The 17,660-nt window shown below is 37.9% G+C and carries 16 protein-coding genes and 1 riboswitch; of the genes, 3 read left to right on the top strand and 13 right to left on the bottom strand.

Annotated features, from left to right (window positions below):
* Window positions 1–245: 245 nt before the first annotated feature.
* From KTV93_RS05230 to KTV93_RS12580, 3 genes are read right to left on the bottom strand one after another with little or no spacing between them, the layout of a single operon-like run.
* On the bottom strand, window positions 246–1,406 hold the full coding sequence (locus tag KTV93_RS05230) for a trans-sulfuration enzyme family protein (protein ID WP_218250252.1): 1,161 nt from the start codon (window positions 1,404–1,406) through the stop codon (window positions 246–248).
* Window positions 1,407–1,429: 23 nt separating this feature from the next.
* Window positions 1,430–2,971: an ACT domain-containing protein gene (locus KTV93_RS12575; protein ID WP_218250253.1), complete on the bottom strand. Its 1,542-nt coding sequence runs from the start codon at window positions 2,969–2,971 to the stop codon at window positions 1,430–1,432.
* 2 nt (window positions 2,972–2,973) lie between these two features.
* A complete protein-coding gene (locus KTV93_RS12580; RefSeq protein WP_218250254.1) occupies window positions 2,974–3,918 on the bottom strand; it encodes an alpha/beta fold hydrolase in 945 nt (314 codons plus the stop codon).
* Between the two features lie 53 nt (window positions 3,919–3,971).
* Window positions 3,972–4,075, bottom strand: a riboswitch (SAM riboswitch).
* Window positions 4,076–4,185: 110 nt separating this feature from the next.
* Here KTV93_RS12580 and KTV93_RS05245 point away from each other — a divergent pair.
* Complete coding sequence (locus tag KTV93_RS05245; protein ID WP_218250255.1) at window positions 4,186–6,798, top strand: MGH1-like glycoside hydrolase domain-containing protein; 2,613 nt, start codon at window positions 4,186–4,188, stop codon at window positions 6,796–6,798.
* A 69-nt stretch (window positions 6,799–6,867) separates the two neighbouring features.
* Here KTV93_RS05245 and KTV93_RS05250 read toward each other — a convergent pair whose 3' ends face one another.
* The 7 genes from KTV93_RS05250 to KTV93_RS05280 are packed head-to-tail and all read right to left on the bottom strand — an operon-like array spanning window position 6,868 to window position 13,648.
* Window positions 6,868–7,287, bottom strand: coding sequence for an OsmC family protein (locus KTV93_RS05250; RefSeq protein WP_218250256.1), 420 nt, complete (start codon window positions 7,285–7,287; stop codon window positions 6,868–6,870).
* 56 nt (window positions 7,288–7,343) lie between these two features.
* Window positions 7,344–8,666: a DUF58 domain-containing protein gene (locus KTV93_RS05255; RefSeq protein WP_218250257.1), complete on the bottom strand. Its 1,323-nt coding sequence runs from the start codon at window positions 8,664–8,666 to the stop codon at window positions 7,344–7,346.
* A 21-nt stretch (window positions 8,667–8,687) separates the two neighbouring features.
* On the bottom strand, window positions 8,688–9,707 hold the full coding sequence (locus KTV93_RS05260) for an AAA family ATPase (RefSeq protein WP_218250258.1): 1,020 nt from the start codon (window positions 9,705–9,707) through the stop codon (window positions 8,688–8,690).
* Window positions 9,708–9,762: 55 nt separating this feature from the next.
* Window positions 9,763–10,926 carry a DUF4350 domain-containing protein gene (locus KTV93_RS05265; protein WP_218250259.1) on the bottom strand — a complete coding sequence of 388 codons (1,164 nt, stop codon included), beginning with the start codon at window positions 10,924–10,926 and terminating at the stop codon, window positions 9,763–9,765.
* Between the two features lie 5 nt (window positions 10,927–10,931).
* Window positions 10,932–11,729 carry a DUF4129 domain-containing protein gene (locus tag KTV93_RS05270; RefSeq protein ID WP_218250260.1) on the bottom strand — a complete coding sequence of 266 codons (798 nt, stop codon included), beginning with the start codon at window positions 11,727–11,729 and terminating at the stop codon, window positions 10,932–10,934.
* Window positions 11,719–12,684 (bottom strand): DUF4013 domain-containing protein, encoded by a 966-nt coding sequence (locus tag KTV93_RS05275; protein ID WP_218250261.1) that lies wholly within the window; start codon window positions 12,682–12,684, stop codon window positions 11,719–11,721. The genes KTV93_RS05270 and KTV93_RS05275 overlap by 11 nt, the downstream gene beginning before the upstream one ends.
* Complete coding sequence (locus tag KTV93_RS05280; protein WP_218250262.1) at window positions 12,641–13,648, bottom strand: stage II sporulation protein M; 1,008 nt, start codon at window positions 13,646–13,648, stop codon at window positions 12,641–12,643. Before KTV93_RS05280 ends, KTV93_RS05275 begins: the two co-directional genes overlap by 44 nt.
* Window positions 13,649–13,670: 22 nt before the next feature.
* Here KTV93_RS05280 and KTV93_RS05285 point away from each other — a divergent pair, with 22 nt between their 5' ends.
* Both KTV93_RS05285 and KTV93_RS05290 read left to right on the top strand, forming a co-directional pair.
* Window positions 13,671–14,423, top strand: coding sequence for an RDD family protein (locus KTV93_RS05285; protein ID WP_218250263.1), 753 nt, complete (start codon window positions 13,671–13,673; stop codon window positions 14,421–14,423).
* 39 nt (window positions 14,424–14,462) lie between these two features.
* A complete protein-coding gene (locus KTV93_RS05290) occupies window positions 14,463–14,753 on the top strand; it encodes a GNAT family N-acetyltransferase (protein WP_218250264.1) in 291 nt (96 codons plus the stop codon).
* Window positions 14,754–14,813: 60 nt separating this feature from the next.
* Here KTV93_RS05290 and KTV93_RS05295 read toward each other — a convergent pair whose 3' ends face one another.
* The 3 genes from KTV93_RS05295 to smpB form a co-directional block, all read right to left on the bottom strand.
* Entirely contained in the window at window positions 14,814–15,554 is a 741-nt protein-coding gene (locus KTV93_RS05295; RefSeq protein ID WP_218250265.1) for a YebC/PmpR family DNA-binding transcriptional regulator, read from the bottom strand.
* 97 nt (window positions 15,555–15,651) lie between these two features.
* Window positions 15,652–17,112, bottom strand: a complete 1,461-nt coding sequence (locus KTV93_RS05300; RefSeq protein ID WP_218250266.1) for an OmpA family protein — start codon at window positions 17,110–17,112, stop codon at window positions 15,652–15,654.
* A gap of 77 nt (window positions 17,113–17,189) precedes the next feature.
* The gene (gene smpB / locus KTV93_RS05305) at window positions 17,190–17,648 is read right to left on the bottom strand and encodes an SsrA-binding protein SmpB (RefSeq protein WP_218250267.1); all 459 of its coding nucleotides are present in this window, start codon (window positions 17,646–17,648) and stop codon (window positions 17,190–17,192) included.
* Between the last annotated feature and the right edge of the window lie 12 nt (window positions 17,649–17,660).

The raw sequence follows: 17,660 nt of genomic DNA on the forward strand, positions 1-17,660 counted from the left end.
TATTTTTTTCATTAGAATAAATTCTAACGTTGTAGTATCGGTCGTTCCTTTTGGAACTGTTTTTTTTCGTTTGAATCGAAGAACTGAAATTTATTTTTAGCCCCGATCGCAGCGGCATCCTTTTTTGCTTTTTAAAGAATTTCCATTGAAAACACATTTCTCTTAAAGCAAAAAGATATAGCGAAGAGCGGGACGGGTCGTTCTTCGGAGCGGGAATATTCCTGCTCCTGAACATTCTGCTACTTCTAATCTAAGGCCTGCTTTAAATCCTCAATAATATCGTCCGCATGCTCTAAACCTACGGAACAGCGCACCAGGCCTGCGGTAATCCCCACCTCATTTCTCTCTTCATCAGAAAGTTTGGAATGCGTTGTGGAAGCAGGATGCGTAACAATGGTTCTGGTGTCACCCAAATTTGCGGACAGGGAACACATTTTTATTTTATTCAGGAAGTTTTTGCCGGCTTCGATGCCTCCTTTCACTTCAAAAGCAACGATGTTTCCGCCCAGTTTCATTTGATTTTTAGCAATCCCGTAATTGGGATGCGATTTCAGGAAAGGATATTTCACCAAGGAGACATTGGGATGAGTTTCCAAAAATTCGGCAATTTTTTGTGCGTTTTCGCAATGTTTTTCTACGCGAACCGCAAGCGTTTCAAGACTTTTGCTTAAAATCCAGGCGTTGAAAGGCGACATTGCGGGTCCGGTATTTCGGGCGAAAAGATATATTTCCCGGATCAGATCTTTTCTGCCGACTGCAATTCCGCCCAAAACGCGGCCTTGCCCATCAATTAATTTTGTCGCAGAATGAACCACCAAATCTGCCCCAAATTTTATCGGCTGCTGAAGATAAGGCGTCGCAAAACAGTTATCAACGATGAAAATCAGGTTGTGCTTCTTGGCAAATTTTCCCAAAAATTCTAAATCCAAAACTTCAATGGCCGGGTTGGTTGGCGTTTCGACATATAAAATTTTTGTATTTGGAGTTAAATATTTTTCCAGATCTGTTTCGTCGGCTTTAAAATAGGTTGTTTCGATATTCCATTTTGGGAAATATTTGGTAAAAAGCGTGTGCGTAGAACCGAATACCGACTGACAGCTCAGAATATGATCACCGGAATTCAACAACGCTGCAAATGTGGAATAAATTGCCGCCATGCCTGTTGCAAAGGAATAACCGTCTTCGGCGCCTTCCAGTTTTACCATTTTTTCGGTGAATTCATTCACATTTGGGTTTGAAAAACGGCTGTATAAATTTTTCTGCTTTTCTTCCGCAAAACTCGCCCGCATATCTTCTGCATCTTCAAAAACAAAACTTGAAGTTAGATATATAGGTGTGGAATGCTCATCAAACTGTGAACGTTCGGACTGAATGCGGATTGCGCTGGTTTCAAAATGTTCTGACATATTATTGTGAGTGGTTTTATTTCTTATTTATTTTCTGAAAGTCTTAAAATGTCTCCGAAAACTCCTCTTGCGGTAACTTTTGCTCCGGCTCCGGCTCCCATGATCACGATCGGATTTTCGCCATAACTTTCGGTATAGATTTCAAATATAGAATCAGAGCCTTTTAACTGTCCAAGCGCAGAGTTGGCCGGGACGGAAATCAACTTCACATCCAGAAGTCCTTTTTCCTGCTGCAGATCGCCATGTAAATCACCAACGAAACGCAAAACATGGTTTTCAGCCTGGCCATTTTTGATGTTTTCAAAGATTTCGTCCAGTTCATTTAACTTCGAAGAAAACTCAGAATTACTGATATTTCTTAATTGCTTTGGAACTAAGTTTTCTACGTCGATGTCTTTAAATTCATTAATTAAATCAAGCTCTCTTGCGAGAATCAGCAGTTTTCTAGCAACATCATTTCCGGATAAATCTTCTCTCGGATCCGGTTCGGTGAACCCTTTTTCCATTGCTTCTTTCAGAATGGTTGAAAATTTCTCGTCACGCACTGAAAAATTATTGAAAATATAACTCAGTGAACCTGAAAACACGCCTTTAATCCTTGTGATATTTTCGCCCGACAAATGCAAAAGTTTAATGGTGTCAATTAAGGGCAAACCTGCACCGACATTGGTCTCATAAAGATATTTTTTATTCCGTTTCGCCAGAATGTGGCGGAAATTCCGGTAATCTGAAATGGGAAGTGTATTGAAGATTTTGTTTGAGGAAACCAGATCGAAACCGTTTTCCGCCAAAACCGGATAGTTTTTCACAAATTCTTTGCTCGCTGTATTGTCAACAACGATCAGATTTTCCAGCTGATTTTGCTGCGAAAAAGAAATCAATTCTTCTACTTTTGACGGGCGTTCTGCCACCAGAATTTCATCATTCCAGTTTTCATTAAAACCTGCTTTATTAAGGGCAATTTTTTTGGAATTGGCTACCGCAACAATTTTCAGATCAATTTTCTTTCTGTTTCTGATTTCTTCGGCATTCTCCAAAACCTGTTCTATTAAGGTTTTCCCTACATTTCCGTGACCGATAATTGCAAGATGAACAGTTTTGGGCTTCGCGAAAATTTCTGCCTCGATGATATTTTTTGCTTTTTCGTCCTGTGAAGAGGTGACCACAATATTCACGCGGTTTTCGGCTGCAACCTGATTCAGGATCAGCGGGAAGATGTTGTTTCGGGCAAGTTCAGACATGATTTTATTGAAATCTTTGGAAACAAAACCGATCACAGAAACATTACTAATGCTGTAAATCATACTTACTTTTCCGGATTTTCTTTCCTCTTCAAACTCGTTAATTAAGCAGTTCACCGCATTTTCCGCATCATTATCACTTACCAAAACAGAGATTCCGTTTTCAATTGCCTGCTGCGAAATTACTCCGACACTAATTCTTGCATACGTCAGTGCTTTGAAAATTCTTCCGTCCACGCCTACTTCACCGAGGAAATTTTTACCTTCAAATTTGATGATCGCGCGGTTTTTCAACACTTTGATCTGATTATTATTCGTTGTCATTTTTACTTAATTATTTTTTCTAAAATTCCGTTCAGCTGTTCATATTCCATTAAAAAAGCATCGTGCCCGTGCATTGAATTTATCTCGTGGTAAAAAGTATTTCCTTTGGTTTTGATGAGATGACCGTAACATTTTTTTATTTCAAAAGCAGGAAAAAACAAATCGGAATCCACAGCAATTAAATGGATATCTGCTTTTATGTTTTTAAGAACTCTTGTATCAGCGTTAATGCTCATCAAAAGATGATTCATTAAATGATACGCACTTAAACTAAACCGCTCGTTTAAACTTTTTCCATGAAAGTTGAGCCAGTCGTGCGATTTTAAAATTTCTTTTTCTGTATCAAATTCATTCTTAAAACGGACATTCATCGACTCCGGACTCCGGTAACATAACATGGCGTGAATTCTGGCTTTCTGCAAAGGCTCCTCTTTTTGATTAAGTAAAAATTTCTGAACGAGGCATTGGGCATGAAGCCAATCTGAAGTTTTGAAATCGCAGGCAATGGGGATAAAATTCTCAGCCAAATCTGGCTCAACAGTCAGCATTTCCCAACCAATTGCACCGCCCAAAGATCCGCCGATAAGCGTATGAAGTTGGTTGATATTTAGGAAATTCAAACCTTCTAAAAAAATATTGGCAATGTCTACTGTTTTGAAATCCTCGTAATTTTCAATTAAAATTCCGTCAAAACCATTCCCCGGAATATTGAAACAGATTACAGTAAATCTTTCGGTATCAATAATTTTTTCCTTGCCCACTAATGTTCTCCACCAGCCTTTTTCGCCCGACACATTGGAGTTTCCGGTTAAGGCATGATTGATGAGGATAATGGGTGCAGAAAATAAATCACGACCGAAAATGTGGTAGGACAAATTAATATCAAGGATTTTTCCTGATTTTAATTTAAAGTTTTGAAGAATGATATTTTGTAGCGGAGTTTTCAATTTATAATAAAATTAAAATTGAAAATGCTACCTGAGAATGGTAAAAAAAGTTTCTGTTATCTTCACCCAAATTGGGTAAGAATGTAGCACCTTCTCCGTTTCCGAAGGGTTGCCAAGGTTTCATAGAGTCTTATCTCTCCACCTTTCTTGATAACATTTTCAATATGTAAATGAACAAAATCTGCAGCAAAAGTAAGGTATTTTTTCTAAACGCGAGAGAAATGGGAAAGATTTTTATTTCATAATTTCGCAACTGAAATTTGTAATATGATAGCTGAAAGAGAGAGAATGCTTGACGAGCAATGGAAGAAATGGGGTCCGTATGTGAGCAACAGACAATGGGGAACTGTAAGGGAAGATTACAGCCACAATGGAAATGCGTGGGGGCATACCACCTATAATGACGCTATCAGCAGAGCGTACCGCTGGAATGAAGATGGAATTGCGGGAATCTGTGATGATAAGCAGCTTTTGTGCTTTGCATTTTCATTTTGGAACCGCAAGGATAAAATGATTAAGGAAAGATTTTTCGGGCTCAGTAATCATGAGGGAAACCATGGCGAGGATATCAAAGAAATCTTCTATTATCTAGAAAATACGCCATCACACTCTTATATGAAGATGATCTACAAGTATCCTATCGAACAGTTTCCATACGAACAGCTGATTTACGAAAATGCCCGCCGATCAAAAAGCGATCCGGAATTTGAACTTGTTGATACCGGAATTTTGAACAGAAACGAATATTTCGACCTTTTTATCGAGTACGCAAAAATCAATCATGATGATTTTGCCATCCGTGTAACCGCGGTTAACAGAAGCACAAGAAAAGCACCATTGGTAATTCTTCCGACGCTGTGGTACAGGAATAACTGGAATTGGGGTCATGGAACTTACCAGCCACAACTAAAAAGTTCAGTTAAAGGTGTTATCGATATTGAGCACGATTCCATTTCCCAGACGAAATTTTATTCCAGAAATCCTGATACCGAAGCACTATTCTGCGACAATGAGACCAACTACGAAAAAATTAAAAGTCTAACATCTGACGCGAAGTTCTTCAAAGACGGCATTAATGACTTTTTAGTGCACGGGAACCACAATACAGTAAATCCTGATAAAAACGGAACAAAAGCAAGCTTCTTTATTGATACAGAACTTGAGGCGGGTGAAAGCAAAAGCTTTGATTTCAGGTTAAGTCCGCATGATATGGAGAATGCGTTCTTTGATTTTGATTATATTTTTAACCTGAGAAAAAATGAGGCTGAAGACTTTTATGGGGAAATACAGTGCGACATCAGAAACGAGGAAGAAAAAAACATCCAGCGCCAGGCTTTCGCCGGACTTTTATGGAACAAGCAGTTTTATAACTACAACGTTTCGAAATGGCTGAAAGGTGATCCGAAATATGATGCGCCGCGGAATTTCGATCATTTTGTCCGAAACCGGGAATGGCGGCATATGCAGAATAAGGATATTATATCGATGCCCGATAAATGGGAGTATCCTTGGTTTGCGACGTGGGATTTGGCTTTTCACTGTGTGCCTTTTGCATTGCTCGATCCGGGTTTTGCTAAAAATCAGTTAAAACTGCTTACGAAGGAATGGTATATGCACCCAAATGGGCAGTTACCTGCTTATGAATGGGATTTCAGCGATGTAAATCCGCCGGTTCACGCATGGTCTACCTTCAGGGTTTTTAAAATTGATGAGAAAATGAACGGGAAGCCCGACATTCCTTTTCTGGAAAGTGTTTTTCAGAAAATGCTCCTTAATTTTACCTGGTGGGTAAACCGAAAGGACAAGAACGGAAACAATGTTTTTGGAGGCGGTTTTTTGGGACTTGATAATATTGGCGCTTTCGACAGAAATATGCAGTTTAAAAATGGGGATCATCTGGAACAGGCCGACGGAACCAGCTGGATGGCGATGTTCGCGCTGAATATGATGCGGATCTCAATGGAACTTGCGCTTTATAATCCGGTTTACGAAGATATGGCCATCAAATTTTTTGAACATTATCTTTATATTGCCGAAGCAATGGAAAACATTGGGGGTGCAAAAGGCGGGCTGTGGAACGACGAAGACGGCTTTTTCTACGACGTTTTACAATTAAATGACGGTGACTCAATCTCCTTAAAACTAAGAAGCATCGTAGGACTTATACCCATGTTCGCGGTAGAGATTATCGAGCACGAAACCCTCGAAAAGCTCCCGAATTTCACCAAAAGAATGGACTGGATCCTAAAGAACAAACCAGAACTTGCAAATCTGGTTTCGCATTGGGAAGTTGAAGGTAAAGGCGGTAAACATCTGATAAGTATCTTACGAAAAACCAGACTTAAAAGGGTTTTGGCAAGAATGGTTGATGAAAAAGAATTTCTTTCCGACTATGGAATCCGTTCCATGTCTAAAATTTATGAAGATGAGCCTTTTAAGTTCACCGTTGACGGACAGAATTTTACCGTAAAATACACGCCCGCAGAAAGCGACAGCCGTATGTTTGGCGGGAACAGCAACTGGCGCGGACCGATCTGGTTTCCAATCAATTTCCTGATTGTCGAAAGCTTGCAGAGATTCCATTATTACTACGGTGAAAGCCTTCAGATAGAATATCCTGCGAACAGCGGAGAGATGAGAAATCTTGAGTTTGTTTCAGACAATCTGAGCCAACGACTCTGTTCGATATTTCTTCAGAACGAAAATGGCGAACGTGCCTTTAATGGCGGAAACAAACTCCTTAATCATGATGAACATTTCAAGAATTACATCATGTTCAATGAATATTTTAACGGCGATACAGGAATGGGAATTGGTGCTTCTCACCAAACAGGATGGACTGCAACCGTAGCCAAACTCATTAAGCCAAAAATGTCGTAGACATTTACTTCAAGAGATTGTATGAGAACATAGCTAAAGTCCGCAGGTTGTAGAAACTTACGGACTTTTTTATGCTTTTTCGCTGTTAACATACACTTCATAATCTACCGTAACGTTAGGCTCAATGGTTTTGGAAACCGAACAGTATTTTTCAAAAGAAAGTTCTGCGGCTTTCAAAGCTTTTTTAGGATCAATGTCTCCTTTTAGAAAAAACTTTACTGTGATAGATTTAAAAGGTTTCGCTTCATCCACCTGAACACGTTCGCCTTCAACTTCTGCTGAAAAAGCGGTAATTTCCTGTCGCTGTTTTTTCAGGATAGAAACCATGTCGATTCCGCTGCATCCTGCAACAGCCATTAAAACACTTTCCATTGGAGAAACTCCCTGTGCGTTGGGTTGTGACGTATTATCAAGCAGGATTTTGTTGCCGGCCTGGTTTGCACATTCGAATAAATAATCGTCGTTAATTCTGTTGAGAGTGATTTTCATTAATTTAAATTTTAAAAACTTTTCAAGCTGTTATAGTACCTAATTACCTCACAAAATTACAAAATCCCGCGCGCTTTTATTTCCAGATATTTATTAATGACTTCGATATTTAAATTTTCGGGAAGCGTGTAAATGGTATAAATTCCATATTTCCGGAGTTCCTGAATGATCAGTTTTTTCTCAAACTCCAGTTTTTCCGCGATAATTTCGTCATATACTTCCTGCATGTTTTCAGGATTTTTATGAATGAGATTCTGCAATTCAGAATTCTGGAAGAATACAATGACCAGCAAATGATTCCTGGCAATTCCGCGAAGATATTTCATCTGACGGTTTACCGCATCAAGCGTTTCAAAATTAGTGAAAAGCAAAATTAAACTTCTCTGCCCAATACTGAATTTTACATCCTGATATAGCCTGCTGAAATCACTTTCGTAGAAGTTAGTCTGAACATTATACAAAGCTTCAGATATCTTTTTCAGCTGTCCCGATTTGTTATCTGCCGCAACTTTATTCTCGGTTTTTTTGGAGAAAGTCATCATTCCGGCGCGGTCACTTTTTTTGAGGATGATATGACTTAAAGCCATGGTTGCATTAATTGAATAATCTAGCAGACTTAGCCCATTGAAAGGCATCTGCATGGTTCTTCCTTTATCAATCAGCATGAAAATCCGCTGCGATTTTTCATCCTGAAACTGATTGACCATCAACTGATTCCGTTTCGATGTTGCTTTCCAGTTGATTGTTCTCACATCATCTCCCGGAACATACTCTTTAATCTGCTCGAACTCCATCGTGTGACCCAACTTCCTGATTTTTTTAATTCCGCCCAATAAAAATTCATTCTGCAAGGCCATCAGTTCATATTTTCGTAAATGAATAAATGAAGGATAACTTGGAAGAACTGCGTCTTTCTGAAAGGTAAATCTTCGCGAAACCAAGCCAACCGGTGATTTTACAAAAACATTCAGGTTGCCGAAACTGTATTCTCCCCTTTCTTTAGGCTCAAGAAAATATTCAAAAAATACATTTTTTTGGGTTTCAATGGTTCTTTCAATTAAAAAATCACGCTTCTGGAACTGAAATGGAATTTCATCAATCACCTTAATTTTGATCTGAAAAGGATAAGTGTTTTTCACATCTACTTTTACAGAATTTCTGTCGCCATTTGATAATTTCTCCGGAAGAATTCTTTGCGCCAAGACCGCGTCTTTCTGATTAAAAAGCAACAGAAAATCAATAATAGTTGCGATAAAAATCAGAATTAAAAATCCATGAGCTGCCCACATCAAAACCGGAAAGAAAAACGCCAAAACGTAAGTAAATCCCGCTCCGAAAAGCAGGAAGAAAATACGGTTATTGAGGTAAAGGTTTTTCATTTATTAAAGTTCACGCACAGATTATCGTGGAATCTCAATGGTTTCTAAAATCTGACGGATGATTTCATCAGCAGTTAAACCTTCCATTTCTCGTTCCGGCGAAACCATGATTCGGTGACGTAGAACGGCATAGCTTCCTTCTTTGATATCTTCCGGAGTTACAAAATCTCTTCCACGGATTGCCGCAAAAGCTTTGGAAGCGGTGAGCAAAGCCAAACTTGCACGCGGTGAAGCTCCTAAATACAGAAACTGATTTTCTCTTGTGTTCACAATAATTTTAGCGATATATTCCAAAAGCTGCGGCTCAACAAGAATGTTTTTTACGATATCCTGATAATTTTTCAGCTGAATTCCTGTGATTACTTTCTGTACGGCATCGGTTTTATCTTCCAGCTTATTTTCGTGTTGGTTTTTAATGATTTCGACTTCCTGCGAAAGATTGGGATAACCAACATTTATTTTGAAAAGAAAACGGTCCAGCTGCGCCTCAGGAAGACGGTAAGTTCCCTCGTGCTCGATTGGGTTTTGCGTTGCAACAACAAGAAACGGTTCCTGCATCTCGTACTGCGTTCCGTCCATCGTGATCTGCCTTTCCTCCATCACCTCAAATAACGCAGACTGCGTTTTTGCAGGCGAACGGTTGATTTCATCAATCAAAATAAAATTTGAAAAAATGGGACCTTTTTTAAATTCAAACTCAGAATTTTTAACATTGAAAACAGAAGTTCCCAAAATATCTGAAGGCATCAGATCCGGCGTAAACTGAATTCTGCTGAAACCGACATCTATCGTTTTCGCAAGCAATTTTGCCGTAATGGTTTTCGCAACACCGGGAACGCCTTCAATCAAAACATGACCGTTGGACAAAAGAGCTGCCAATAGATGCTCTATCATCGCTTCCTGGCCGACAATTACTTTTCCGATTTCAGTCTTTACTTTTTCCAAACTTTGCTGAAGTTCAGTCATATCAATTCTTGAGTGAAATTCCGGTGCAGAATTAACATTGTCTGTATTTTCCTGAATATTTTCTAAGTTATCCATATCTGTTTTTTTTACCAAAATTGTCCGCACTTATCACGAATCCTTTTAGCGTTAATTATTTTAAAATTTGATCCAATAAATGATTCATTCTTATTAAATCCTCCTTCATCACGCTGGCATACGGATCCTGCCCTTTTTTGATCAGCGTTACCGCTTCATTGATTTCTTCTAGACTTTTTCCTGTTTTCAGTTGAAGTTTATGAGTAAAATCTCCGTCCAGATTTTGGGTATCAATGAGTAAATCCATTCTTACTTTATTCAGAAAAAACTGTGCTTTTTTAGCCATCATATCGTGAAAATCGCCTTCCTGAAGGTACAAATTGCCAATACTTTTCACAAATTCGACCGATTTGTTTTTGAGCGGTTCGATAACCGGAACAATTCTCTGCTTCCGCTTTGCATTGAAAATAACGAAAAGCACCAGTCCGCCCAATAGCAACCACCAGGCGTATCGGAGTGCAGGTTTCGAAAGGATAAAACGCATTGGAGAGGATGATTCCGTAGACGTTTCATTTTTTTCTGAAAACCAAATAGTCTCCCGGCTTGGCAGATAGGAAAAAACATTCTGCACATATTTCTCGTTCCCCGGAATCAGTAAGTAATAATTCGTTAAAACCAAAGGTTCGGCGTGCAGATAAATATTTCCGTCGCCGTAATTTATTTTAATGAAGTTAGCGCGGTGATTGCCCTTTAAGGTTACATTTCCGCCTAAAATTTCATCGGCCTCATTAATTCTCAGAAAACCTCTTTCGGACGGAAGTTTATCCAAAACCAATGAATCATTTACAAATTTTTTATCGGTGAGCGATAACACGTTCTTCTCACCATAAGCTTCATATAAAACCTGAAAACCAAAACCCTCCGAAAAATACTTAGGAAACCTTTCAGAAAAAAGCATTAAATCAGATCCGTTCTCCACCTGATCAAGAATTTTGTCCCAGGAAACATCATCAATTTCAGACACTATTACCAAAATATTATGCGGAGTTTTCTTGCTGTTTTTATAATAATCGAAAGGGGAATGCTGAACTTTCTTTAATTTATTATCAAAAATGCGATTGGCTTCTTTATTGAAAACGAATAAACCGAACGGAGTCTTTTTATCGACATCAAAATTCTTCCGCCAATCGGTGATATGCGTTTTATTAACCTCCAGCAAAGCCAACACCGCTAAAACGATGAGGAAAATAATACCGTATAATTTGAAAGTCTTGTTCAAAAAATTTAAGCTTTAAATTTTAAAAATTTCTCTTTAAAATGATTATAGTTGTCTTCATTAATTTCGAATTCGCCATACCAAACGTAATCGAAAATATAGATCAATTCACTGAAACGGTCTTTTAAATCAGCATTTTTAAGTTCTGCGAAATAATCTCTGTTTGTTTTTTCGGGATTCCAGTTGATGAGCTTTTTATCAGCCAAATTTTTCAGCACCATTAAAAACCTGTAACGGATCGCCGAACGGTAATCTTTCTGTTTTTCGAAAGAACTGATTACCTCAGCGAAATTAATATCGTGGATATTTTCATGCAGATCCTCTCCCGTGATAGCAACTTTTTTGTTTTTCCTGCTGAAAAAGAAATTCCCATCCTTGGTCATTAAAAAACGGATTAAGAAATAAAGAACAAATCCGATAATGGTAATGGCAAAAACCCGCATAATGATTGCGGCATAATCGCCAGTTTTATTCGGATCGATATCTCCAAAAACCGCTTCGAGTATTCTCTTAATTGATTTCTGCATTTTCTGCCAGAGAGATTCTCTTGGCTTTATTTTAGTGTAATCGAATTCTTCGCCCTGATATGCAGATTGAAATTTCGCGTCAAATGTTTTAGGAAAGACCACATTATCTGTAGGCTGACGCAGCTTTAACACAGAATCTGTGGAAACCATCTGATCTTCTAAAGAAACTGCAGCTGAATCTACAATATCGATATCGGGAGACACGGGAATTTTCCCTTCCTGAGAAAACAGAAAGGAGAAAGCGATGATGAAAAATAAAAATGTGAATTTACCCTGCATTAGTGCCAATGGTATCGATTTCCGTAAATCCAACTTTCCTGTGAAGATCTGTTCTGCTGTCGTAATACTGCAGTCCTGAACTTACAAACATAAAGTTCATTAATAAGAACGACCCTAAAATTGCAACACCATAAATTAAGAAAAACAGAATGCCCAATGTTCCGGCAAACGGATTTTCCTGCACTCCACCAGCTTGCTGAGTGGTATACATCGTCCCTATCAAAATGACCATGGGAATTGCCGTGAAAACAGACATAATTATCTGAATAATTAAATACATGATTAATGTCGATCCCCAATATTTCCAGAAAGGTGATTTTTCATTAGTGTTCTGATAAGAAAACTGGGATCTTAAGGCATAACTTAAAGATTCGAAAAAACCTTTTCGGGTATGGAGGTAATCGAACATTAAAAAATTAACAACATTCATCAGCGTCGGCATCGCCAAAATCAACAGAGGCACACCTATTAATAACAAAACTAAAACATAAGAAAACCCAATAACAATAGCCGCCAAAGGAGTAACAATAAAAATTAACCCCAGGAAAAGTATTAAAAATCTTCCGGAACCGTTTTTTAGATCCCTTAGCAACTCATCAGCTTTTATGTTTTTATTTCCGGTTTCGCTCAGCCTTTTTAAATATAAAATGGGATACGAATATGAGACCATTGTTACAAGCATAAAAAGCATAAAAACCAGCAAGGAAACAATGATAAGCATGACGCCGTTCTCCGCAAAATAAGCCTCAAAGTAATAACTTTGGCCTGCAGTATTTGATCCCAGGATCTGAGAAAATAATTCGCGATATCCAAAAACGAAAATTGCCACCATAAGAATCAGCAACAGTCCGTTGATAAAAATGTAATTTTTGAAGTAATTTTTTCCGTTTTCTTTAAAAAAAGTGAAAGTGTCACTTACGATGGTTCCGAAGTTCCTTTTCTGGTAAAACTGCATGGCTTAATGGTGTTTTTGCTGAAACAATATATGGATAAATAAAATAATAAAAACCAATAAGAGAAAGGGATCCAAAGATGAGCAGGATATTAAGAAAAACTGGCATCTGCAGTGCATATCTTGTAACATATCCTTCGAGAATTCCTGCAATAATAGTAAATGGAACGGTACTTAAAAATATTTTGAACGCATCTCTAAACCCAATTTTAAATGAATTGAAACGCGAATAAGTCTTAGGAAACAAAATAGATGCACCCAGGATTAATCCCGCACCCGCTTCTACTACCATGCTGAAGATTTCGAAAACACCGTGAACCCAGATGCCTTTTGCACTGTCTTTCAATGCCCCGTGCTCGTGGAAAAAGTACTGGAAAGAACCCAGCATAATACAGTTTTGCAGCAACGCGAATAGGGTTCCTACGCCGCCAAAAATTCCGTAGAGAAAAAGAATGGCTCCAACCTTAAGGTTATTGAAAGTAATTGCAATCGTGCTTCCCCAATTAGATCCCTGCTGATAAACCCCGACAGCATTTCCTTTTTGGATATTTTCAATGGTTTTATTTACATATTCTTCACCCAGAATAATTTTTACAAATTCCTTATCATAATACGCCGAAATAACACCTATTAAAGTAAAAAGAATGAAAAAAGCAAAAGCGTAGTACAGATAACGCCTGTACTGATGCATAAGGAGAGGAACTTCAGTCTTATAAAAATAAAGCAGCCGATTTTGTTCTGCTCTTTTGGTTTTATAAATTTTCTGAAAAATAAGGGAGGAAAGATTGTTAAGATAAACGGTGGTTTTGCTTTTTGGGTAGTAAGTTTGCGAGAAGGAAAGATCATTCACCAGGTTAATATACATCGACGAAAGATCATCAGGATTTTTTTTTATTTTTCCCTCAATTACGCGCTCAATTCCCAACCATTTTTCTTTATTTTGCTTTATAAATGCAACCTCTCTCATACGAAGCTAAAATAATAAAAATATGTCGCTCATCGCTATAAATACTTCACAAAATGTAAACATAAATTTCAATACAGCGAGTATCGGCGAAAGAATAGTGGCTTTTCTTGTAGATTTATTAATAAAAGCTGCTTATGTGCTTTTGATGTATTTCGTTTTTTTTCGGTTATTTAACCTGGGACAATTGTTGGATCAGTTTGATAGCTGGTCGAGAATGGCAATCATAATTCTTATTACTTTTCCGATTCATATCTACACGTTGGTTTGCGAAAGTTTGATGGAAGGACAGACTTTCGGGAAGAAACTTATGAAAATTAAGGTGGTAAAAATAGATGGTATTCAGGCAAGTTTCGGCGATTATCTGATGCGCTGGTTTTTCCGTCTTATTGATGTTTTCTCAAATTCAGGAATTATCGGCTTAATAAGCATGATTGTATCGAAAAACAACCAGCGTTTAGGAGACATCGCTTCGGGCACAGCTGTTATTTCGCTGAAAAGTCAAGTCAATATTTCTCATACGATCCTGGAAAATCTTAAAGAAGATTATAAACCCGTTTTTCCGCAGGTTATTGCACTTTCCGACAACGACATTAGGATTATCAAAGAAAATTACCAGAAGGCCCTTAAAATTGATGACAGACAGGTTATCTCGAAGCTTTCTAATAAAATTAAGGAAATACTGAAGTTAGAGCCAGACTCGGTAAAATTCACCGAAAGGCAGTTCATTAATGTCATCATTAAAGATTATAACTTTTACACCGGGAAGGATCATTAAAATTTTCAGTATATTTAAATATCCAAAAAAGAAAAAGATATGAAATACGAAAATAAACGATCCGGAAACGGCGGAGTAATTACCCTGAACAACGATGAAGAGGAAATCGGAAGACTTACCTACACGATTTTCCCTGACGATAGCAAACTGATTATTTCATTTGTGTTGGTTCATCCAAAATTTGAAGGTCGGGGTATGGGAAAGTACCTGGTGGAAGAAGGAATAAAATTCGCCCGGGAAAATAACTGGAAAATTTATCCGCATTGTTCTTACGCACGGTCAGTAATGAACCGGATGAATGATGTTGACGACATCTTGCTTCAGCGATAAAAATAAAAAAAACTCAAAGCTAATCTTTGAGTTTTTTTTATTCTTAGAGGATACCGTGAATTAAATACTTTCCATTAATTCATCGGTAATTTCCATATTATGGAAAACATTCTGTACATCGTCATCTTCTTCGAAACGGTCGAGCATTTTCATATTTGCCTTGAACTGGTCTTCGCTTACTTCTTTTGTATTATTAGCAATTCGCTGTAATTCGGCACTTTTAACTTCAATACCCAACTCATCAAGTTTGTGGGAAAGCGTTCCGAAGTCTTCGAATGCGGTTGTAATCATTACCTCTTCATCATCACTTTCAACATCTTCGGCTCCGCCATCAATCATTTCCATTTCAAAATCATCCCACTCCATTTTAATTGAAGATTTATCGATAGAGAAGATTCCTTTTCGGTCAAAAATAAATGCCAGTTCTCCGTTCTTCCCTAGGTTTCCATCAAATTTATTAAAGATCGCTCTTACGTTTGCAACGGTTCGTGTGGGATTGTTTGTCGTACATTCTACAAAAAAAGCGACACCTCCCTGGCCGTAACCTTCGTAGGTAATTTCTTCATAGTTCTCTGCGTCAGCACCGCTGGCTTTTTTGATCGCACGTTCTACGTTGTCTTTTGGCATGTTGGCACCTCTTGCATTCTGAATGCATCGGCGCAGCGCGGGGTTAGTATCCTGATCAGGTCCGCCGGCTTTAACTGCAAGTGCTATATCTTTTCCAATTTTTGAAAACGTTTTGGCCATCTTATCCCATCGGGCCATTTTTGAAGCTTTTCTGTATTCGAATGCGCGTCCCATAATTTTAACGAATTAATAATTGCAAAAATAATGAATTTATATCAAAAAAAAACGCTCCCATTACTGAGAGCGTTCATTTATCTAGAAAAATAATTAATTATTTTTTCTTTTTTACAGGTGCTTTCTTCACAGGAATATCAGATTTCTGATAAGTTGCCCATTCTGTAGCATCTTCAATTGCTTTTACAACTACTTTTCTATCTTGTTGTCTTTCTGCGTCTGTTGCAGTTTCTGGAACTACAGCTTTAGCTTCACCAACTCCGATTGATTTAAGATCACTTGGATCAACACCTCTAGCGTCTAATGCAGCAACTACTGATGCAGCTCTCTGTCTAGACAAGTTAAGGTTATAAGCTTCAGATCCTTTTTTATCAGTTTGACCTTCTAACAAGTAGTTACCACGATCTGCTTTGATAATTGTAGCAGCAGCATCCAATCTTGGGCCTGATTCAGCTTTGATAGTAGCTTTGTTGAAATCGAAATAAATATTTTTCAATTCAGCTTCTACTTCTGTTGCAGTTACAGATTTAGGTTTTGGACAACCGTTGTATTGAGCAAGACCTGGAACTGTAGGACAAGCATCATCTTTGTCTAATACTCCGTCTCCGTCAGTATCTGGCCAAGGACAACCATTGTTTTCAGCAGGACCAGCAACATCTGGACAAGCATCATCTTTATCTACAACACCGTCTCCATCAGTATCTGGCCAAGGACATCCGTTGTTTTCAACTGGACCAGCAACATCTGGACATTGATCATCTTTATCTGGAACTCCGTCGCCATCAGTATCAGGACAACCTTGGAACTCAGGTAAACCTGGAGTATCTGGACATAAATCATCTTTATCTAAGATACCATCTTTATCTCTGTCTGTGTTACCGAATCTAAACAATAGGGAAGCAGAAGCTTGCCAGAAGTTAGCGACATCAGATTTATCAATTGGAGTTGATACATAATCACCTTGGATACCAAGACCGAAATTCTTAGTTAACCAGAAGTTAGACCCTAATCCTGTTGCTACAGTAAAGTGATCTTTTCTTCTCTGAGTTGAAGGTGTGTTATCTGCAAACCCTAAGTAGGTTTGTCCGTTAACATCAGTTAATGGGAAGTTTACACCTGAATAATCATGTCTCAAATAGTTTGCACCTACTCTTAAATAAGGATCAAACCAAGAATCTTCATTCCAAAGTCCGTTAAATTTGAACTGAAGACCTAAACCTGTCATAAGGAAGAATTCTTTCCCCATTCCGATTCTCTTATTGTCAACATTCCCTACAGAAGTTTGCCAATCAAGAACTAAGTACTTGTTTAAATTTCTTGCAACAGTTAATTTTGAAAGGGGAGGTGTAATTGTAAAGTTGTCGATATTATACAACTCGCCACCATCTCCACCGCCAAAAGCACGTGGGAAAAAGTCTCCCACTTGTCCTCCAGCTGCAACATGATTTACTCCGTGAGCACCAACACCGATAAGCCACGGGTTGCTGGTCGTCTGAGCGAAAACAGTAGAGGCAACAGTAAGTGCCAATGCTGAAATTCCTAATTTTAGATTTTTCATAGAATTAAATGATTAAATAATTGATAATGCAAAATAAATATAATTTTTCGTTATAAACAAAGAATATTAGAGTTTTTTTAACTTTTCTTTAATATACGATCAAGATTTCTCTTATTTTCTCTTTCTTTGATACTTTCCCTTTTATCAAAGAGTTTTTTACCCTTCCCAAGTGCGATAAGAATCTTGGCTTTCCCTGCGTTATTAATATATAACTTAAGAGGAATTATAGTGTTGCCAACATCTTTCAGTTTTTTTTCAAACTTCTGCAGCTCTCTTTTGTGCAAGAGCAATTTCCGTTCCCTTTTTGTTTTATGATTATAAAATGTTCCTAATTTATACTCATCAATCATCATATTGATGATGTATAATTCCCCATCAATAAACTGACAAAACGATTCCGTAATACTTGCTTTAGAAGATCGCAAAGATTTTATCTCTGTACCCGTAAGCACCATACCAGCCTCGATTTCTTCTAAAATTTCATATTCGAATCGGGCCCGCTTATTGAAAATGTTAACTGTTTTTTCTATCTTCATTTCAGTGCAAAA

This window comes from Kaistella faecalis (genome assembly GCF_019195395.1).
In the GTDB taxonomy this organism is placed as follows: Bacteria; Bacteroidota; Bacteroidia; order Flavobacteriales; family Weeksellaceae; genus Kaistella; species Kaistella faecalis.